Source organism: Nakamurella aerolata, assembly GCF_013002705.1.
Taxonomy (GTDB): domain Bacteria; phylum Actinomycetota; class Actinomycetes; order Mycobacteriales; family Nakamurellaceae; genus Nakamurella; species Nakamurella aerolata.
Genome location: NZ_JABEND010000003.1, coordinates 127,213 through 146,912, shown reverse-complemented (window position 1 = coordinate 146,912; position 19,700 = coordinate 127,213). Strand labels below are relative to the sequence as shown.

Sequence of the window (19,700 nt, the reverse complement as noted above, 5' to 3'; positions counted from 1 at the left end):
ATGCCTTGGCTGCAGGCATGATCGGCCGATCAGGTTCCGGAAAGGTCCCAGACGGTCACCTCGGCGCCGGCCGGCAGATCGGTGACGTCGGCGGGAATCTCGATGAGGCTGTCGCTGTGTGCCAGCGCCGCGAGCAGGTGGGAGGACGCGCCGCCGTGCGCTCGGACGGTGCCGGCGGCGCGGGTGGCACGGCGGAACTGGGCCTTGCCCGGCACCGACGTCAGCGGCTCGGCCAACGGTAGCGCGGCCTTCGGTCGGTGTTGCGCCGCAGCGGAAAACCCTTGCGCGGCACGGATAGCCGGGCGCAGAAACACCTCGAAGGAGACGAACGAGCTGACCGGATTCCCCGGCAGCGTCACCACTGGAATCTCCCGCGAGCTGTCGTCCGGGGTGTCCAGCGTGATGCGGCCACTGCCCTGCGGCATCCCCGGCTGCATGGCCACCCGGGTGAAGCTCACCCCGCGGTCGGCCAAGGCCTGCTTCACCACCTCGAAGGCGCCGGCGGACACCCCGCCGGAGGTGACGATCAGGTCGATGGGATTCGCTGCCCCGGCGACCGCTGTGCCCAGGGCGTCGAGAAACGCCGGCACGTCGTCGGCGACGAAGTGCGCCAGCGTGGCAACCGCCCCGGTCTCGGCCAGCGCCGCAGCCAGCATCGGCCCGTTCGACTCGTAGATCTGCCCTGGCCGCAACGGTTCTCCCGGTGCCACCAGCTCCGATCCGGTGGACAGCACCAGCACCGACAGCGGCCGGTGCACCTGCACGTCGGCCACGCCGATGGCGGCAAGCAGCCCGATCGGCGCGGCGGTCAGCACTGTCCCGGCCGGCAGCACCACATCGCCCTCGGTGACGTCCGAGCCGCGACGCCGGATGAACTGACCCGCCGATGAAACACTGTGCAACCGCACCGTTGTGCCAACAACGGACCCGTCGGTACCGCGGCCGCTGGTCTGCTCCACCGGCACGATGCTGTCGGCCCCGGGCGGCACCGGCGCGCCCGTCATGATCCGTGCGGCGGTGCCCGGCTGCAGCGGCTGCGGGTCGACGCCGGCGGGAATGTCTTGGGAGACAACCAGTTCGACCGGTAGGGCGCCGATATCGGCTGCGGCAACGGCGAATCCGTCCATCGACGAGTTGTCGAACGGCGGCAGCGTCACCCGCGCCACCACGTCGTGAGCCAGTGCCAGGCCGCGAGCCTCGGACAGTGCCCGCCGCTCAACGGCCGTGCGCGGCAACAGCTGTGCGATCCGGGCGGCATGGTCGGCAACGCTCGCCAGCGGCTGGCCGCTCACGTGCCGCTCGTAACGCCACTCACGTTGCCGCTCATAACGCGGCTCACACCGCCGCCCCGGCGGCCACCCTGGCGGCGACGCCGGCCGGGCTCAACTCACCGCCGCCGCGACGCAGAATTTCGGCGACCGTTTCCTCACGGTCTTCCAGCGAGCACACGGCGATGGCCGATCCGGGCGGCAGACCGGCGTCCAGCAGTTGCTGCACCCCGGCCACTTCACTGGCCACCGCGTCCACTGCCGAGACGCCGGCCTCGGCGGCGCCCGCGGCCCAGAGTTGTTCCATCTCACCGGGTTCGCGCTCACGCAGGTACTTGTGTTTACCGGCCACCACCAGCCGATCGGCGGCCTCGGCGGCCATCGCTCCCATGGCATGGATGGCCTCGTCGGTGCGGTCACCCGCCGTCGAAGCGACCACCGCGAGTTCGCCGCCGGGCAGTCGCAACGCCGCGGCGACCTCCAGCAGCGACTGCAGCGATGCCTCGTTGTGCGCCAGATCGAGCACCACAACGGTGTCGCCGACGGTGTAGCTGTTGAGCCGCCCGCTGTTGTGCGCGGCGTCCGCGGCGAACGAACGCAACCCGGCGCGCAGGTCGGCCCTGCGCACCCCCAGCGCGATGGCGGCGGCGGTGGCGGCCAGCACGTTCGCCACGTTCGCCCGCGACGTCCCGGCGAGGGTCAGCGGCACCTCGGTCACCGGGAGAATGCGCACCGGGTCGTAACCCCGGTGCAGCACAACGATTTCGCCGTCAACCACGGTGATCGCCCTGCCACCAGCGGTCAACGCCTCGGCCAGGTGCGGATTCTCCGGATCCAGCGAGTAGAACCACGGCCGGGCCCTGGTGAACCGGCGCATGCCGAGCACCAGCGGATCGTCGGCGTTTAGCACGGTCCAGCCGGTCGGCTTGGTCACCTGGACCACCACCGACTTCACCTGCGCCAGCTGCTCCAGCGTGTGAATCCCCAGCAGCCCAAGGTGATCGGCGGAAATGTTGGTGACAACGGAGACGTCGTTGCCGGCAGTTCCCAAGCCGCGCAACAAGATCCCGCCCCGCGCCGTCTCGGTGACGGCCACCTGTACCGCGGGGTCGGCCAGCACCCTGGCGGCCCCGCCGGGACCGGACCAGTCGCCGTCCTCCACCTGCTCGCCGTCGATCACGATGCCGTCGGTGGACGACCAGCCGGGGGTGCGGCCACCGGCCTTCACCAGGTGTGCGATCAGCCGGGTGGTGGTGGTCTTGCCGTTGGTTCCGGTCACCGCCACCACCGGCAGCTGCGGCCGGAGCGGCCGCACCGGCTCACCGGGTTCGACGCCGGCCAGGCGTTCGGTCAGTGCTGCCAGCGCTGCCCGCACCGAAACAGCGCCGGAGGTGATGGCGATGAACGCCTCGGCCACCGCCTCACCGAAAGCCCGGCCGATGTCCGCGTGCCGCACCGGAAAGGCGACCACGACGGTGTCGTCGTCGCCGACGTGCCCGACCGCGGCCAGCCGACTGCGCAGCCCCGACGCCGCAGCCCGCCGAACCAGCGCCGCCGCCAGATCGGCAATGCCCTTGGCCCTGGCTGCCGAGTGCGGCAGGCCGACCGAACCGCCGTACACCCGCAGTTGTTGCTGCCAGCCCAGTACGGTCCCGGCGTCGGCGCCGAGCGCGGCCCCGGCGTCCAGGGTCAGCTTCACCGCCGGACGGGGGAAATAGAGATTGGCGCCGGTGAGCAGTCGCACCTCGAACGCCGGGCTGGGGTCAGCGGCCATGGCCGCACCCTACCGGCGGCCGGGCGGCGCTTATCGCGCATCTCCCGCCGGTCGCGGCCCCGGCAGATTAGGGTCGGGGTGTGTCAGTAGCTGATCGACCCGATGGCCGAGAACCGCACTCGGCTGACCACTCGACTGACACTGCGGCTACCGAGAGTTCGGCGGCGGGCCCGGCCGACCTCACCGGCCAGACCATGGGCCACTACCGGATTATCGACGTCCTCGGTCAGGGCGGGATGAGCACGGTGTACCGCGCGGTGGACGCCAGGCTGGACCGTCCGGTGGCGTTGAAGGTGATCAGCGAAAAGCTCTCGGCCGACGAGGAATTCCGCGAGCGGTTCGTCGCCGAGGCGAGGGCGGCGTCGGCGATTGACCACGTCAACGTGGTGCCGCTGTACGACTTCGGCGAGGCCGGCCAGTGGCTGTTCATCGCCATGCGCCTGGTGGACGGCACCGATCTGGCCAGGGAGATCGCGGCGGCGCCGCTCGCCCAGCACCGCGCGCTCGACGTGCTCGGCCAGGCCGGTGAGGCGCTCGACATGCTGCACGAGCGTGGCCTTGTGCACCTGGACGTGAAGCCGGCGAACGTGCTGCTCACCCGCAACGAATCGGTCGGCCGCGAACACGTGTATCTGGCGGACTTCGGGCTCACCATGCGCGGCAGCTCGGGCCACCGGACCAAGTCGGGCGACTTTCTCGGCTCACCGACCTACGCCTCACCCGAGCACCTGCGCGGCGAGGCGGTGGCGCCGGCCTCCGACATCTACTCGCTGACCTGCGTGCTGTTCGCGACGCTGTCCGGCCGGGCCCCGTTTGTCGGCACCGTCAAGGACGTGGTGTCCGGCCACTTGTCCGGACAGGTGCCGTCGCTGTCCGCGCTCACCGGCCTGCCGTCGGCGGTCGACCGGGTGATCGCCCGCGGCATGGCCGCCGAGCCGACGCTGCGCTACGAGACCAGCGGTGATCTGCTCGGCAGCGTGCGCCGGGCGCTGACCGACTTCTCCGATGACGAACCGACCCCGACCTCCTCGGCCGGCGGGTCCGGGGTTGGCAGGGCCTCGGTTGCCGGGTCAACGGTGGGCGGGTCCCGGTCCAGCGACGACGATTCCGCGCCGGCCGCCGCCGGGGCCGATGGGCCGGGCGCTTCCGATGTTTCGTCCCGTCCCGAGACTCCCGCCGGGTTCGGGTCGGCTGCCGATCCCGGGACGGCCCACCCCGATCGCTTCGCGGGCGCGCCACCCACGTCCGTTCCTTCAGCGGTTGCCGAGACGTCCCAGCCCGTGCCGCCTCCGGCCACCGCTGCTCCGAGTGCTCCGGCCGCGGGCAGCCGAACTTTCGGGGGCACGGCGGGTCCTGGCACCCCAGCGAGCCCCGGCGCCACAGCGGGTCCCGGCAACCCAGCGGGCCCCGGAAACGCAGCGCGTCCCGGAAACGCGGCGGCGCAACCGAAGGTGGGCACCTCCATCCGCGACGTCGGGCCGGGGCCGGGCGGCCGACCATCGGCACCGGGGCCGGCAGGGTCCGCATCAGCCGGGTACGCAGCGGCACCGTCCGCACCCGCGGGGTCGGCACCGGGCGCGGCCGGCGCGCCGGGCCAGCGCTCGGGTCCGCATGCGCAGCCGCTCCCGCGGACCGCGGTACTGCCGGCGGCCGCACTGAACCCGTCGGCAGCGCCGAACCCGTCGGCACCGCCGGCGCCGAGCACCGCGCAGCATCGCGCGAGCTCAGGACGACCGTTGTGGCCCTGGCTGCTGCTCGCGGCCGTGGTGGTGGCGGCCGTCGTCAGCGGAATCGTGACGCTGAGCTGAGTAACGCCGACCCGGGCGACTCCGGCCTAACACCGACCCCAGCGACGCCGGCCCGAGCAACGCCGCTGACCGGCGCCGCGCCAACGGGGCGTTCAGTGTCGCTCTACAGCCGCCGCAGTGCGGCCCGACAACACCCGCCGTCGAGCGGGGATCGGACGGCTCCCTCGTCTTGCACTCGCGATGGTCGAGTGCCAGACTGTGATTGGCACTCGGGGACCCTGAGTGCCAGTCGGTGCGGTGAGAGGTCGCGACCGTCCCCCACGGGTCACGGCGCGGCTTCGTCCGTCGCGGGCATCGGTGCCGGCATTCCCCAGAGAACAGGACAGGACTGACCTACTCATGGCGAAGCTGATCGCTTTCGACGAGGACGCGCGCCGCGGTCTCGAGCGGGGTATGAACACCCTCGCCGACGCCGTCAAGGTGACGCTCGGCCCGCGCGGCCGCAACGTGGTACTGGAAAAGAAGTGGGGCGCTCCCACCATCACCAACGATGGTGTGTCGATCGCCAAAGAGATCGAGCTCGAGGATCCGTACGAGAAGATCGGCGCCGAGCTCGTCAAAGAAGTTGCCAAGAAGACCGACGATGTCGCCGGTGACGGCACCACCACCGCGACCGTGCTGGCTCAGGCCATGGTGAAGGAAGGCCTGCGCAACGTCGCGGCCGGCGCCAACCCGATGGGCATCAAGCGCGGCATCGAGCAGGCCACCGAGGCCGTCGCCAAGCAGCTGCTGGCCGACGCCAAAGAGGTGGACGGCAAGAAGGAAATCGCTGCCACCGCAACCATTTCCGCCGGCGGCGACGCCGCCATCGGCGAGCTGATCGCCGAGGCCATGGACAAGGTCGGCAAAGAGGGCGTCATCACCGTCGAGGAGTCGAACACCTTCGGGCTCGAGCTGGAGCTCACCGAGGGCATGCGCTTCGACAAGGGCTACACCTCGCTGTACTTCGCCACCGACCTCGAGCGCCAGGAAGCGGTGCTGGACGACCCGTACATCCTGCTGTACGCCGGCAAGATCTCCTCGATCAAGGATCTGGTCCCGGTGTTGGAGAAGGTCATGCAGACCGGCAAGCCGCTGCTGATCATCGCCGAGGACGTCGAGGGCGAAGCCCTTGCCACCCTGGTCGTCAACAAGATCAAGGGCACCTTCAAGTCGGTTGCCGTCAAGGCCCCCGGCTTCGGCGACCGCCGCAAGGCCATGCTGCAGGACATCGCCATCCTCACCGGTGGTCAGGTGATCAGCGAAGATGTCGGGCTCAAGCTGGAGAACGCCACCCTTGATCTGCTGGGCCAGGCCCGCAAGGTGGTTGTCACCAAGGACGAGACCACCATCGTCGACGGTGCCGGCGACGCCGAGCAGATCGAGGGCAGGGTCAAGCAGATCCGCGCCGAGATCGAGAAGTCGGACTCCGACTACGACCGCGAGAAGCTGCAGGAGCGGCTGGCCAAGCTGGTCGGCGGTGTTGCGGTGATCAAGGCCGGTGCCGCCACCGAGGTCGAGCTCAAGGAGCGCAAGCACCGCATCGAGGACGCCGTCCGCAACGCCAAGGCTGCGGTGGAGGAGGGCGTCGTCGCCGGCGGTGGCGTCGGGCTGCTGCAGGCCGCCGACAAGGCCCTCGACGGGTTGAAGCTGGAGACCGGCGACGAGTCCACCGGCGTCAACATCGTCAAGGTGGCTGTTGAGGCTCCGCTCAAGCAGATCGCCGTGAACGCCGGCCTCGAGGGCGGCGTCGTTGCCGACAAGGTCAAGAACCTGCCGGCCGGCGAGGGTCTGAACGCCGCGACCGGCGAGTACACCGACATGCTGAAGGCCGGCATCATCGACCCGGCCAAGGTGACCCGCTCGGCGCTGCAGAACGCCGCGTCCATCGCGGCGCTGTTCCTCACCACCGAGGCCGTTGTCGCCGACAAGCCGGAGAAGGCTGCCCCGGCCATGCCGGGCGCCGACGGCGGCATGGGCGGCATGGACTTCTGATCCGCCCGCGGTAACCGCTTTGCACCGACAGCGGCCCGCCACTCGCGCGATGCGAGTGGCGGGCCGCTGTCGTTTGCGCTGCGGAGTTTCGACCTGAGCTGCCTCCAGTGGGCAAATACCGGGGATGGGAGCCGGTTTTGCTGCACTGGAGGCGGCTCAAGGACAACCGACCTTGGCCGCCGGGCGCGTTGCCGCCACCGCGACTCGATCCGGAACACCCCTCGACGTTTCATCCCGCATCGACTCGTCCGGTATCGACCAGGTCGGCAACGCCCGGCGGTCTTATCGAAGATTAGGCAGCGGCGGGCGAGTCGGGCCGGTATTCTGGACGGATCTGGACGCTCACCATTCCCACTCCAACCCGTGCGATCCCGCCGGCATGTTGCGCAGCGCCAGTTCGGCCGCACCGAAATCGTTCAGCTGAACCAATTCTCGAGTCAACGCCGGGGCGCTGGGCTGGCTGGCATAGACCCGCCAGACCTTGGCCGGGCGAACGCTCGGCGAGAACTGCACGATCAACTCGTAGTGCGTCGGGCTGTGCCGGAAGGAACGGCCCTGGCCCTCGACGTTATCGGTCGACGAGATCGGGGCGGCCGCTCCGGCGGGGTCGCCGGCCTGCCGGTAGGAGTCGGTGTAATCGACGGCGTAGTTCAGCGCGGTGAGTTCACCGGCGGCCAGCGCGCGGCCGAACACCTTGCGCCACACCACAATCGTGTCGGCCGCCGGATGCTCGATGAATTCGAAACGGAAGTTCACGATGTCGGTGAAGCGGATCCTGCTTGCCACATACTCCGGGTCGGGCCAGACCACCCCATAGATGCCGTCCGCCCCGTCCTGCTGGGCCTGGTACGTCTCGAACACGCGGGCGCTGCGAATCATCCGGTCCGCTCCGACGAGGAACGTCTCGGAGACGCCGACCGTGCGGAGACTGTCGTCCGGGCCGAGCAGCGCCGCAGTCTCCTCGTCCAGCTGCGGCGTCGTCAGTTCGGTGAGCGTCTTCCCGTCGCGCGAGGCGGCAGCGGGGCTGCCGGTGAGGCGATTCCAGGCCCGCGCCAACGCCTTCTGCTCGGCCGGTGAGGCGCCGAGCGTTGTGCCGAGAACCGCGAGTGCTTCAAGCGAGGGCAGCGACTGGCCGTTCAGATAGGTGTACAGCGTTGACCGCGGAATGCCGGTGCCGGACGCGAGTTTGTCGACGGCGAGTTTGGTGGCGCGTCCCGCCCGTGGCGACTCGCCGCGCAGCCGCTGCAGCATCGCCGCGAGGTCGCCCCGCGACTCGATGCGTTCGATCTGTTCCAATCTGGTCAGCACCGGCCACTCCCTTCCGTCATCAGCTCGGCGAACCGCCGCACCCCGCGGTTGTCAGTACAGATTCTGCCGCAGCGCTTGGTGTTGGCGTCCGGTGGTTACCCGCCGGATCTCTTTCTCTCTGGTCGGACGACGTGCCCCGGTGGCGCGTTCCCGCCGGAGTGCGGGGTCGCTCAGCCGGCTCGGGCATGATGGCGCCATGCTCCAGCTCATTGCCCGCACCGTTGCCACCGCGCTGGCGGTGGCGCTGGCCACCTGGCTGATCCCCGGCATCACGCTGGTCGGCGAGCACGACACCAAGCGGGTGCTCACCCTGCTGGCGGTCGCGCTGATCATCGGGGTGATCAACGCGGTGGTGCGTCCGGTGGTCACCTTCCTGACCGGATGCCTTGTGCTGCTGACACTTGGCCTTTTCCTGCTGGTGATCAACGCCGCGATGCTGCTGCTGGCCTCGTGGGTGGCCGAGAAGCTGTCGCTCGGTTTCGGGGTGGACGGGTTCTGGCCGGCATTGTGGGGTTCGCTGATCATCAGCATCGTCGGCGCCCTGGTGTACCGGGTGCTGAATCCGGAGCGCCGCGGCTGATCAGCCGATCCGCAGCGCGGCGATGTCCGGCGCCGACTCCAGCAGGGTCAGCGCGCGCAGCCCGGACGCAGCTCTTGGGTCGGCCACCGACACCGCCGACACCCGGCTGGCCGGCTGGCCCTGATTCAGCTGGGCGGCCGAATCCGTTGGGCCGTAGAGGGAATCCGGTGACGCAGCGGATTGGCTGGCGAGAATCCGCGTTGCCGCCGAGCGGGTGAGGTTCTGTTCGGTGCACATCGCGGTCAACGTTCGTCCCCAGAACTGGCCGGTGGCATACCCTTCCAGCGTCCTGGCACCGAGCGGGCGTTCGGTGCCGAACGCATCGCGGAACGCCGCCGTGACGGCGTTCGCCCCCGGATGCTCGGCGGTGGCCGCCGGGGTGACGGTCGCCACCAGCAGCCGGTCAAGCTGCTCCTGCGGCAGCGCGCCGAGCTGGAACGCGTCCAGCGAGGTGGCGATCACCGGTCCCCCCGCGGTGTTCACCCCGGCCAGAGTGGCTGCCGCCGCGGTCGACGTCACCGCCGCCGGTCCGCCGTTCGCCGTCTGCCGCAACAACTCCGTCACCTGGTCGGCACTGCCGGCGGCGTACACGGCGGGCACGCCTGCGTCCGGTCGCTGGCCGGGCGCGTACTCGCGCAGCTGCACCTGGTGCCTCGGCGCCCACCAGCGCAAACCGGCCAGTGCGTCCTGCCCGTCTGCGGAGTCGTCCACCACCACGCCGAGGCTGCCACCCGACCGGATCACGTTGCGCCGCAGCAGGTACGACGCGGTGTTGACGGCCAGCACCGATTCCGGTGCGCCGAGAACCACCGGCCCGGTCCGGACCGCGATCACGCTGCTGGTGCCCTCGGGGGTGAGCGTCGGGATCCGGTCAGCGCTGATCAACGCCGTCAGCTCGGGAGTACCGACGGTGATCAGACCGAGCACGTCGCGGCCGATGGAGCGGTAGACCACCTCGGGCGAACCGAAGACCGAACGCACCGTCACGGTGCGCTCACAGATGCCGCCCTCAGCGTTGACCGCGTCCGACCACAACCGCAACCCGTCGCGAAACCCCATGTCGGTGGCGGCATTCGGGGCGATCAGCCCGAGGCTGATGCTGGTTCCGGTGACGCCGGGGCCGCTCAGCATTCCGGGTTCGGTCGCCGGGGTCACCGTCGGTGTGGTGGCCGCGCCGGTCGCGCTCGCCGGCGCCGCGCTGGCGTTGCTGCCGCCGGTCCCGGCGGTGTTGTCGACGCTGCTGTCGGAGGTGGCTGGGGTGTTCGGCGGCGCGGCTGAGCCGTTGCTCGGCGCGGTGCTGGCGGCACCGGTGGGGCGATTGCCGGTAGCGTCGACATGAGTGGAGTCGGTGCACGAGGACAGCCAAGGAACGCCCATCAGTACAGCTGCCAGCAGCGCGGCGACCCGTCGGCGTCTCACCCGACCAACCTATGTCCCGCGGGCGCACCGGCGTCCGCCAACCGGAAGGCCGATGTGAAAGCCGTCGTCTACACCGCGCCACACCAGTTCACCGTCGCCGAGGTGCCGGTACCGGATCCGGGACCCGGCCAGGTGCTGATCACCGTGCTGCAGGCCGGGCTGTGCGGCACCGACCTGCACCTGGACGCCGGCGAGTTCATGGCGGCCTTCCCGATGACGCCCGGCCACGAGGTGGTCGGGGTCGTCGACGCGCTGGGCGACGGGGTTGAGCAGTTCACCGTCGGGCAGCAGGTGACGGTCAATCCGAACCGGGCGTGCGGCCACTGTCCGTTCTGCCGGGAGGGCCGGCCCATCCTGTGCCCGAACATGACGGGCCTTGGCACCAACCTGCCCGGCTTCTTCGCCGAGTACGCGGTAGCGCCGGTGGATCAGGTGTTCGACGCCGAGGGGCTGGATCCGGACACCGCGGTGCTCACCGAGCCGACTTCCTGTGCGGTGCACGGTGTTGAGACCGCGGCCGTCCGGCCCGGCAGTAGCGCCCTGGTGATCGGGGCAGGGCCGACGGGTCTGCTGCTGGCGCAGCTGCTCGCCACCGGCGGGGCGGCGCACGTCGCGGTGGCCGCGCCGACCCGTTTCAAGCTGGACACCGCCGCGGCGTTGGGCGCCGATCTGGTGATCGAGATCCCGCGGGGCGGCGTCGATGTCGAGGCGCTGCGCGGGTCGTCACCGACCGGCGACGGGTTCGACCTGGTGGTGGAGGCGACCGGCTCGGCCGCGGTGGCGCGGCTGTGCGTGCCGGTGACGCGATCCGGTGGCACCACGCTGATCTACGGCGTCGCCGACCCGGACGCCGCGTTCTCGGTCAATCCCTACGACGTCTTCCGCAGGGAGATCAGCGTCAAGGGCTCGTTCGCCGAGATCACCTCGTTCGACGCGGCGCTGGCTGCGCTGCGCTCCGGCCGGGTGCGCGGCGGTGTCGGCGACCAGCAGCTCATCACCCACCGGTTCGCCCTTGCCGACTACGGTGCCGCGCTTAAGGCGCTGCGCGGCGACAAGACCGCCCACAAGATCGTCATCACGCCGTAGTCGAGCTGCGCCGTCGTCGAGCTGGGGGCTGCCGTCGCTGCGGGCCGTCCGGGATCGTGGTCGGGCGGGCGGTGGGAGCTGGTGAGAACCGTTACCCCGCAGGGGTTTCACCGATAGCGGGGCCGAGCAGATCGTCGGCGTCGACGATGTGGTAGGCGTAGCCCTGCTCGGCCAGGAAGCGCTGCCGATGGGCGGCGTAGTCGGTGTCGACGGTGTCGCGGGCGACCACCGAGTAGAAGTGCGCCTGCTTGCCGTCGGCCTTGGGCCGCAGCAGCCGGCCGAGCCGCTGTGCCTCTTCCTGACGCGACCCGAAGGTGCCGGAAACCTGCACGGCCACAGCGGCTTCGGGCAGGTCGATGGAGAAGTTGGCGACCTTGCTCACCACCAGCGTCTTGATCTCGCCGGCCCGGAAGGCGTCGAACAGCCGCTCCCGCTCGGCATTGCGGGTGTTGCCCTTGATGACCGGCGCGTCGAGAGCCTCGCCCAGCTCGTCCAGCTGCTCGAGGTAGGCGCCGATCACCAGGGTGGGTTCGTCCGGGTGCCGATCCAGAATCGCTTGGACCACAGGCAGTTTGGTGCGAACGGTGGCAGCCAGCCGGTACCGCTCCTCCGGGTCCGCCAGCGCGTACGACAGCCGCTCGGACTCGGTCGGGGTGACGCGCACCTCGACGCACTCGGCCGGCGCGATCCAGCCCTGCGACTCGATGTCCTTCCACGGGGCGTCGTACCGCTTGGGCCCGATCAGCGAGAACACGTCGCCCTCGCGGCCGTCCTCGCGTACCAGGGTGGCCGTCAACCCGAGCCGGCGCCGGGACTGCAGATCGGCCGTCATCCGGAACACCGGAGCGGGCAGCAGGTGCACCTCGTCGTAGATCACCAGGCCCCAGTCGCGGGAGTCGAACAGGTCGAGATTCTTGTAGCTGCCGCCGGACTTGCGCGTCATCACCTGGTAGGTGGCGATGGTGACCGGCCGGATCTCCTTGCGCTCGCCGGAGTACTCGCCGATCTCCTCCTCGGTGAGGGAGGTGCGGGCCAGCAGCTCCCGCTTCCACTGCCGGCCGGCAACGGTGTTGGTGACCAGGATCAGCGTCGTCGCCTTCGCCTGCGCCATGGCGGCGGCGCCCACCAGCGTCTTGCCGGCACCGCAGGGCAGCACCACCACTCCGGAGCCGCCGGCCCAGAACCCGGTGACGGCGTCCGCCTGGTAGTCGCGCAGCTCCCAACCCTCCGGCCGCAGCTCGATCGGGTGGGCCTCGCCGTCGACGTAACCGGCCTCGTCCTCCGCCGGCCAGCCCACCTTCAGCAGGGTCTGCTTGAGCCGGCCGCGCTCGGACGGGTGCACCAGCACCGTGTCGTCGTCGATGCGGGCGCCCAGCATCGGCGCCACCTTCTTGTTGCGCAGCACCTCTTCCAGCACCGCGCGGTCGGTGGTCACCATGACAAGGCCGTGCGCCGGGTTCGACTGGAGCACCAGCCGGCCGTAGCGGCTCATGGTGTCGACCACGTCGACCAGCAGCGCCTGCGGCACCGGGAAGCGGGACCAGCGCACCAGCGCGTCCACCACCTGCTCCGCGTCGTGCCCCGCGGCCCGCGCGTTCCACAGCGCCAGCGGGGTGATCCGGTAGGTGTGCACGTGCTCGGGGGAGCGCTCCAACTCGGCGAACGGCGCGATGTTCGCCCTGGCCGCCGCGGCGTCACGGTGCGCGATCTCCAGCAGCAGCGTCTTGTCCGACTGGACGATCAACGGGCCGTCGTTCACCCTGTGCTCCTTCTCCCTCGGTGCAGTTCCGCCGGCGCGGCGGAACGGCCTTGGCAGCGCCGGGGCTGCCGATCTCCCATTGTCCAACCAGGCACGGACACTGCACATTCCGTGCCGGCAGCCCAACGAACCGGCCTCGTCCGCGCGGCGCGTCGGTTACCGTCTATCCGTCCGATCGCGCCGATCAGCTGCGCCGGCCGCCCCCCACGGTGGCCGCATCCCGAGCAACCACCCCTTCGAAACGAGGATCCCGGTGACCACACCACCCAACGACGGCCGTCCGCAGCAGCCAGGCGATGTCGGCCGGCCCGGCTCGGGGCAGCAGCCCGAGTGGAACCAGCAGCCGGGCTACGGCCAGCAGCCGGGTTATCCGTCCGGCCAGCCCGGCATGACGGGGCAGCCCGGTGATCCGCAGCAGCCCGGGCAGCAGGGCTACCCGTCCGGCCAGCCCGGCATGACCGGGCAACCCGGCGGCTACGGGACTACCGACCAGCAGGGGTACTCCGGTCAGCCCGGCATGGCGGGCCAGCCGGGTCAGTGGGGCCAGCCCGGCACGCCCGGTGCACCGGACAACGCAGCCGCCGAGCAGGCGCGCAAGCAGCGCAAGACCCGGATCATCTCGGCCATCGTCACCGTCGCGGTGGTGGCGGCCGGCATCGTGTTCTTCATCGTCCGCAACAACCAGACCTCCACCACCAAGGCCTACGTCGGGAGCTGCATCGAGGTGGAGGACGCCAGCAACGTCAACAACGTGAAATCCAAGCAGCAGGACTGCAACAACGCCGCCGCCGCATATGTGGTGACCGAGACCGGCGAGGGCGTGACCTGCGACTCGTCCGAGGCGTCCATCGAACAGGAGGGCGGGGTGCGGGTGTGCCTGCGCCCCAACATGAAGACCGGCGACTGCATGGCCGAGGACGGCAACGCCATCAAGAAGGTCGACTGCGCCGCGGCCGGTGCCAACGACGTGAAGGTGGTGTTGGCGCAGGAGGGCACCACCGACGAGGCCAAGTGCCCGGCCGGCTCGGTCGCCGAGGCGCTGAAGAAGCGCAACTTCCTGTACTGCTACGGCCCGGCGAAGGGCTGACCCCGCTCTTGACGGCTGAATCTTCCGACACCGCCGAATCTTCCGAACCCGCCGCCCCCTCCGAGAGCGCCGCCTGTTCCGGACCCGCTGATTCTTCCGGACTCGCTGAATCCGCCGGCCAGGCCGGGCGCTCCCGGCTGATCGATCTGCTGCCGGACGGCCGAGGGTCGCTGCCCGACCCTGACCGGGTGCTCGAGCTCTTCACCGAATGGGCCGCTGCCTCCGGGCGGGAGCTGTACCCGCACCAGGAAGAGGCGGCGCTGGAGATCGTCGCCGGCTCGCACGTGATTGCCGCCACCCCAACGGGTTCGGGGAAGAGCCTGATCGCCGTGGCGGCGCTGTTCAACGCCCTCGCGCACGGCCGCAGGGGCTTTTACACCGCGCCGATCAAGGCGTTGGTGAGCGAGAAGTTCTTCGAGCTGGTCGACTTGTTCGGTGCCGAGAACGTCGGGATGATCACCGGCGACTCGTCGGTGAACCCGCATGCCCCGGTGATCTGTTGCACCGCAGAGATTCTCGCCGGGGTGGCGCTGCGCACCGGCGGCACCGCGGCGGCCGTGACCGCGCCGGCGGACGGTGTCGACGTCGCGGTGATGGACGAGTTCCACTACTACGGCGACCCGCAGCGCGGCTGGGCGTGGCAGGTGCCGCTGCTGGAACTGCCGCAGACCCAGTTCGTGTTGATGAGCGCAACGCTGGGCAACGTCGACTTCTTCGCCGACGATCTGCGGGAAAGAACCGGCCGCGAGGTGGCCGTGCTGACCGGAGTGCAGCGGCCGATCCCGTTGTTCTACAACTACGTCACCGAGCCGCTGCAGGAGCACCTCACCGAACTGCTGCAGACCCACAGGGCGCCGGTGTACCTGGTGCACTTCACCCAGCAGGCGGCGCTGGAGCGGGCCCAGGCGCTCACCTCGATCGCGGTGGCCGACCGCGCGCAGCGCGACAAGATCGCCGAGTTCATCGGCGATTTCCGGTTCAGCAGCAAGTTCGGCAAGACCCTGTCCCGGGTGCTGAGGCACGGCATCGGCGTGCACCATGCCGGGATGCTGCCCAAGTACCGGCGGCTGGTGGAGAAACTGGCGCAGGCCGGCCTGCTGAAGGTGATCAGCGGCACCGACACCCTCGGGGTCGGCATCAACGTGCCGATCCGCACGGTGCTGCTGACCGGGCTCAGCAAGTACGACGGGCAGCGCACCCGGCTGCTGAACGCCCGCGAGTTCCATCAGGTGGCCGGCCGGGCCGGCCGCGCCGGGTTCGACACCGCCGGCGACGTTGTGGTGCTGGCGCCGGAGCACGAGATCGAGAACGCCAGGCTGCTGGCCAAGGCCGGCGATGACCCGGCCAAACGCCGAAAGGTGGTGCGCCGCAAGCCACCGGAGGGTTTCGTCTCGTGGAGCGACAAGACCTTTGAGCGGTTGGTGAGCGCGCAGCCGGAGCAACTGACCTCGCATCTGGCCATCACCCACACCGTCGTGCTCGGCATGCTGGGCCGGCCGGGCGACGCCGTCACCGCCATCCGCCGGCTGATCGAGACCTCGCACGAGCCGCGGGAGCGGCAACGGCGACACCTGTTGCGGGCCATCGCGATCGGCCGTGGGCTGCTCGCCGCCGGGGTGGTGCGCCGGCTGGACGAGCCGGACGAGCTCGGCCGCCGCTACGTGCTCACGGTCGACCTGCCGCCGGACTTTGCGCTGGACCAACCGCTCGCCCCGTTCGCGCTGGCCGCGTTGGAGTTGCTCGACGCCGATGCCGAGACGTACCACCTCGATGTGGTGAGCGTGGTGGAGTCGGTGCTGGACAGTCCTGGGGTTGTGCTTGCCGCGCAACGCTTCCACGCCCGCGGTGAGGCGGTGGCGGCGATGAAGGCCGATGGCATCGAGTACGACGAGCGGATGGAGCTGCTGGAGGACGTCGAGTACCCGCAACCCCTGGCCGAACTGCTCGATGCGGGATTCACCAGCTACCGGCGCGGGCATCCGTGGGTGTCGGAGTTCGCGCCGGAGCCGAAGTCGGTGGTGCGCGACCTGTACGAGCGGGCGATGACGTTCAACGAGTACATCTCGTTCTACGGGCTGGCTCGTTCCGAGGGGGTGCTGCTGCGGTACCTGTCGGACGCCTACCGGACGCTGCGGCGGATGGTGCCGGCCAGCGCCCGCAGTGCCGAGCTGGACGATCTGATCGCCTGGCTCGGCGAGGTGGTGCGCGGCGTCGACTCCAGCTTGTTGGACGAGTGGGAGGCGCTCACCCACCCGGCCGATCAGGTGGACTCCGACGGCGAGCTTCGCCCACCCAGCGCGCCCCGCGGCATCAGCGGCAACGAGCGCGGGTTCACCGTGCTGGTCCGCAATGCGCTGTTCCGGCGGGTTGAGCTGGCCGCCCGCGGCGCCTGGGAAGCCTTGGGGGAGTTGGAGTCCGGGCCCGGCGGCTGGACCGCCGCCCGCTGGCAGGCGGCCATGGACGGCTATGCCGGCGAATACGGGCCGAACCTCGGCATCGGCCCGGACGCCCGCAGCCCAGCGTTGCTGCACATCAGCAAGGCGCCGGGCCAGTGGCAGGTGCGCCAGGTGTTCGACGATCCCGAGGGCGACCACGACTGGGGCATCACCGGCACCGTCGACCTGGCCGCCTCCGACGAGGCCGGCGAGGTGGTGCTCACCGTCACCGATGTCGGGCCGCTGTCGACCGCAGTGGGCTGACCCGGACTGGACCGCGCAGCAGCGGCCCCGTTGCGCTGTGCCGTCCGCTTGGCGTCGGTTGGCAGCACGCAGCGTCGGTACCGCCACCGGTCGTCGAATGCTCAGGTCAATCGCAGGCCCAGTGCGCGAAATGTCGTAAACGGATCGGTACTGGCGAGGCCGTGCGAATCGCACGCATCGGGGATCTTGATGACCCTCTTTGCGCCTGGTGCGCGCTGCTCCCGGGTGACGACCGTCGCGCCGGATGCCATGGCATGAGCAATCAGTTGGTAGTCGGCCGAGCCAAGGAAGAGGTCGATCGCTTCCTGGCGGTAGGCGCGCTCCGGGGCGGTGGCCCAGTTCGCCAACTCGACGAGTGCAGTGGCAACGCCAGCCGAATCCGGTAGCCAGAAAGAGCTCGGTAGGGTGCGGGCCCAGCTGACCAGGTCTCCCTTCCCGGCTGTGATCTCATCTCGCACGGCGGGAATCGAAGCGACGCGGCCGAGCATCGACGGATCCGCAAGCCAGCGCCAGAATCCCGGTGCCAACTCGAAGCTGTAATAGAGCCTGCTCGCCTCCATGAATACGTTGGCGTCGAGCAAGTACATCAGGCTGCTCCGAGCCGCTTCGCGTACTCATCGAAGGTGCTGAGCGACTTCATGGACATGAGTTGCATGGCGTCAGCGATGGAGGTACGGCCTTCCAGTGCATCGGAGATCAATGCGCGCGACAGGCGTTCTCCCACGCGAAACGGATAGACATTGTAGGAATCCCCGCCCGCCGATGTGGTGGCGTTCGCAAGCGTCGCTAAGCGTTGGCTTTCGCGGTCGTACGTTGTGTCGAAGCTCTCGAATCGCCGGAGTCCGGCGTCGCGGAGCGCTTGCAAAACAACCAGGGTCCCGCAACGAAAGTCGTGCGCCAGCCTGTCGAGCAGATCGGGCAGGGGCAGTCCTTCTACCTCAGGGTAACGACGCTCCAATTCGGCCCTGGGAACAAGGATCTCGGACGCGACGGCGTTGCACCAGCGTTCGATCACACCCCGATGCCGGCTCCGTGGCTCCTCGTCACCGATTCCGCTGATGCCTCGCCATACGTGGGCAAACTCGTGAGCGAGGGTGAAGATCTGGCCGTTGACCGTCTGGCTGGTGTTCACAAATACCAGCGGCGCAACCTGATCGACGAGGGTGAACCCCCTGAACTCCTTCTCGTCCAGTCGGCGATGGGAGTTGTTGCCGACGACGGAGGTGGCGACGGTGAGGCCGCCGAGCGCTTCGAAGTTACGGAGCATGACCTTCCGGGTGTCGTCCCAGCCCCCGTACCGTTCCGAAACGTCAGAGTGCAGAGCGGCTCTGATCGTGGCCGCAGCTTGGAAAGGTTCTGCTGCGGCAGCGGAGCCGACGAACGAGAGCGGCTCGATGCCAATACCAAGCGCGTATTCGCGGTACCACTCCTGACGTCGCTGAGACTGGCTGACCACCGCGATGAGGTTTGCGCTGGGAACCGTCCGCTGTTCGAACCCCTCCCGGAAATCCGCTATCGGCAGCGTCCAGCGCGGCGGGTCCGCGAGTACCAGGTAACCGAATGGAACTCCGGCTGCGCGTGCGAAGTCCCTGAGCTGATTGAGGGTGGGCCGTGCCTGCCCCGTCTGCCAGCCGGCTACCGCGAATCGACGCTGGAGAGATCCCCGGTCGGCTTGGGTCACACTGAGGGCCCAGTCCAGCACGGAAGGCGAGACGTCGATCCTGACCGTCACGATTCCTCCCCTGCTCGGCGTCGAACACACGCTCGGTTCGCGCTCTTGCCGGATACCTGCATCAGCCAGTATCCCGCGTGTGGGCAGCGGCGCGCGGAGTAATCCCCAGGCCTCGTGCGGCAGCTCCGGCCGCGGCAACCGTGCGGCCGGCGGCGGCTGGGCTCTCCGGCACTATGGAGGGCAGTCCCGCTTCGACAACGAACAGGAATTGACGTGTCTGTCTCCGCCCGACCGACCGCACGCGTGTCCGCCGAGCAGTGGACGAAGGCGTTCCGCGCCGTGGCGATCCTGGAGGCGGTGAGCTGGGTCGGGCTGCTGATCGGCATGTTCTTCAAGTGGATCGTGCGCAGCACCGACGTCGGCGTCAGCATTTTCGGCCCGATCCACGGTGCGATCTTCATCGGCTACGTGGTGATCGCCATCGCGACCGCACGGGTGCAGCGCTGGCCGCTGCTGTGGACCACCGTGCTGGCGCTGGCCGCCTCCATCCCTCCGCTGGCCACCATCTGGTTCGAACGCTGGGCCACCCGCACCGGCCGGCTGCAGCCGCCCGCCCAGCCCGCCGCGGCCTGACCCGGACGTGTCGTCGATCGGCGGCTCGTTGCGATGTGGCGGCCGATTTTTGCCTCGAGATGCGTACCAGCCGGCGATTCGCGACATCTGATCGTTCAGCCGGCGGTGGCCGGAACCTGGCCGATTGCGGGTGACCTGGTTCAGCCGATGGCCGGCAGCAGCCGGCCGAGAGCGTTGACCTCACGCTCGCTCAGCGCGTTCAACGGCGAGCTGGCGCGCAGTTCGTCCAGCACGTGTTGCCGGCAGGAGCGGCCCTTCGCGGTGAGCACCACCTGCTTGGCGCGGCGGTCGCCGGGATGTTCCCGCCGCTCGATCAGCCCCTGCTCGTGCATCCGCTCGACGATGTAGCTGGCGTTGGAGGCCTCGCAGGCCATCTTGTGCGCCAACGACTTCAGCGTCATCGGTTCGGACAGCTCGCGCAGCGCCACCACCTGGGTCGCGGTGATCCCCAGCTTGTCGCCGACCTGGCGACAGTGCGACGCCACCGCCCATGCTGCCCTGGCCAGCACTCCGGCCAGCTCCTGGTGTGCAGCGGCCGCGGTGTCCTTCATGCCGACCACTCTACCACCGGACACTCCGAACTGTTATGGTCCGAACTCGAATCATCCGAACTCGGACTAATGCGAGGAGAGC

General features: G+C 69.7%; 15 protein-coding genes. 7 read left to right on the top strand and 8 right to left on the bottom strand.

Annotated features, from left to right (window positions below):
• Window positions 1–29: 29 nt before the first annotated feature.
• Both HKD39_RS06785 and HKD39_RS06780 read right to left on the bottom strand, forming a co-directional pair.
• On the bottom strand, window positions 30–1,292 hold the full coding sequence (locus HKD39_RS06785; RefSeq protein WP_343074626.1) for a molybdopterin molybdotransferase MoeA: 1,263 nt from the start codon (window positions 1,290–1,292) through the stop codon (window positions 30–32).
• A gap of 43 nt (window positions 1,293–1,335) precedes the next feature.
• Entirely contained in the window at window positions 1,336–3,042 is a 1,707-nt protein-coding gene (locus HKD39_RS06780; protein ID WP_171199113.1) for a Mur ligase family protein, read from the bottom strand.
• Between the two features lie 194 nt (window positions 3,043–3,236).
• Between HKD39_RS06780 and HKD39_RS18690 the strand changes: the two genes are divergently transcribed.
• Both HKD39_RS18690 and groL read left to right on the top strand, forming a co-directional pair.
• On the top strand, window positions 3,237–4,850 hold the full coding sequence (locus HKD39_RS18690) for a serine/threonine-protein kinase (RefSeq protein ID WP_212754155.1): 1,614 nt from the start codon (window positions 3,237–3,239) through the stop codon (window positions 4,848–4,850).
• 339 nt (window positions 4,851–5,189) lie between these two features.
• Complete coding sequence (gene groL, locus HKD39_RS06770) at window positions 5,190–6,824, top strand: chaperonin GroEL (protein WP_171199112.1); 1,635 nt, start codon at window positions 5,190–5,192, stop codon at window positions 6,822–6,824.
• Between the two features lie 342 nt (window positions 6,825–7,166).
• Here the strand turns inward: groL and HKD39_RS06765 are convergent, their stop codons facing one another.
• Window positions 7,167–8,132 carry a helix-turn-helix domain-containing protein gene (locus HKD39_RS06765; protein ID WP_171199111.1) on the bottom strand — a complete coding sequence of 322 codons (966 nt, stop codon included), beginning with the start codon at window positions 8,130–8,132 and terminating at the stop codon, window positions 7,167–7,169.
• A gap of 196 nt (window positions 8,133–8,328) precedes the next feature.
• Between HKD39_RS06765 and HKD39_RS06760 the strand changes: the two genes are divergently transcribed.
• Window positions 8,329–8,712, top strand: coding sequence for a phage holin family protein (locus tag HKD39_RS06760; protein ID WP_171199110.1), 384 nt, complete (start codon window positions 8,329–8,331; stop codon window positions 8,710–8,712).
• Here HKD39_RS06760 and HKD39_RS06755 read toward each other — a convergent pair whose 3' ends face one another.
• Window positions 8,713–10,131, bottom strand: a complete 1,419-nt coding sequence (locus HKD39_RS06755; protein WP_171199109.1) for an ABC transporter substrate-binding protein — start codon at window positions 10,129–10,131, stop codon at window positions 8,713–8,715.
• A 54-nt stretch (window positions 10,132–10,185) separates the two neighbouring features.
• Between HKD39_RS06755 and HKD39_RS06750 the strand changes: the two genes are divergently transcribed.
• On the top strand, window positions 10,186–11,217 hold the full coding sequence (locus HKD39_RS06750; protein ID WP_171199108.1) for an alcohol dehydrogenase catalytic domain-containing protein: 1,032 nt from the start codon (window positions 10,186–10,188) through the stop codon (window positions 11,215–11,217).
• Window positions 11,218–11,308: 91 nt separating this feature from the next.
• Here the strand turns inward: HKD39_RS06750 and HKD39_RS06745 are convergent, their stop codons facing one another.
• Window positions 11,309–12,976: a DNA repair helicase XPB gene (locus HKD39_RS06745; protein WP_171199107.1), complete on the bottom strand. Its 1,668-nt coding sequence runs from the start codon at window positions 12,974–12,976 to the stop codon at window positions 11,309–11,311.
• A gap of 253 nt (window positions 12,977–13,229) precedes the next feature.
• Here HKD39_RS06745 and HKD39_RS06740 point away from each other — a divergent pair, with 253 nt between their 5' ends.
• Both HKD39_RS06740 and HKD39_RS06735 read left to right on the top strand, forming a co-directional pair.
• Window positions 13,230–14,063, top strand: a complete 834-nt coding sequence (locus HKD39_RS06740; RefSeq protein ID WP_171199007.1) for an LppU/SCO3897 family protein — start codon at window positions 13,230–13,232, stop codon at window positions 14,061–14,063.
• Between the two features lie 146 nt (window positions 14,064–14,209).
• Complete coding sequence (locus HKD39_RS06735) at window positions 14,210–16,762, top strand: DUF3516 domain-containing protein (protein WP_171199423.1); 2,553 nt, start codon at window positions 14,210–14,212, stop codon at window positions 16,760–16,762.
• 101 nt (window positions 16,763–16,863) lie between these two features.
• Here the strand turns inward: HKD39_RS06735 and HKD39_RS06730 are convergent, their stop codons facing one another.
• Window positions 16,864–17,349 (bottom strand): DUF4411 family protein, encoded by a 486-nt coding sequence (locus HKD39_RS06730; RefSeq protein WP_171199106.1) that lies wholly within the window; start codon window positions 17,347–17,349, stop codon window positions 16,864–16,866.
• Window positions 17,349–18,494 (bottom strand): ImmA/IrrE family metallo-endopeptidase, encoded by a 1,146-nt coding sequence (locus HKD39_RS20375; protein WP_171199105.1) that lies wholly within the window; start codon window positions 18,492–18,494, stop codon window positions 17,349–17,351. The genes HKD39_RS06730 and HKD39_RS20375 overlap by 1 nt, the downstream gene beginning before the upstream one ends.
• 213 nt (window positions 18,495–18,707) lie before the next feature.
• Between HKD39_RS20375 and HKD39_RS19995 the strand changes: the two genes are divergently transcribed.
• Window positions 18,708–19,067 carry a DUF3817 domain-containing protein gene (locus HKD39_RS19995; protein WP_212754151.1) on the top strand — a complete coding sequence of 120 codons (360 nt, stop codon included), beginning with the start codon at window positions 18,708–18,710 and terminating at the stop codon, window positions 19,065–19,067.
• A 140-nt stretch (window positions 19,068–19,207) separates the two neighbouring features.
• Here the strand turns inward: HKD39_RS19995 and HKD39_RS06715 are convergent, their stop codons facing one another.
• Window positions 19,208–19,618 (bottom strand): MarR family winged helix-turn-helix transcriptional regulator, encoded by a 411-nt coding sequence (locus HKD39_RS06715; protein WP_171199104.1) that lies wholly within the window; start codon window positions 19,616–19,618, stop codon window positions 19,208–19,210.
• Window positions 19,619–19,700 lie beyond the last annotated feature (82 nt).

Excerpts from the sequence above, each read along its gene's own strand:
- HKD39_RS06730 (WP_171199106.1), bottom strand. The coding sequence starts at position 17,349 with ATGTACTTGCTCGACGCCAACGTATTCATGGAGGCGAGCAGGCTCTAT.
- HKD39_RS06715 (WP_171199104.1), bottom strand. The coding sequence starts at position 19,618 with ATGAAGGACACCGCGGCCGCTGCACACCAGGAGCTGGCCGGAGTGCTG.
- HKD39_RS06760 (WP_171199110.1), top strand. The coding sequence starts at position 8,329 with ATGCTCCAGCTCATTGCCCGCACCGTTGCCACCGCGCTGGCGGTGGCG.
- HKD39_RS06780 (WP_171199113.1), bottom strand. The coding sequence starts at position 3,042 with ATGGCCGCTGACCCCAGCCCGGCGTTCGAGGTGCGACTGCTCACCGGC.
- groL (WP_171199112.1), top strand. The coding sequence starts at position 5,190 with ATGGCGAAGCTGATCGCTTTCGACGAGGACGCGCGCCGCGGTCTCGAG.
- HKD39_RS18690 (WP_212754155.1), top strand. The coding sequence starts at position 3,237 with ATGGGCCACTACCGGATTATCGACGTCCTCGGTCAGGGCGGGATGAGC.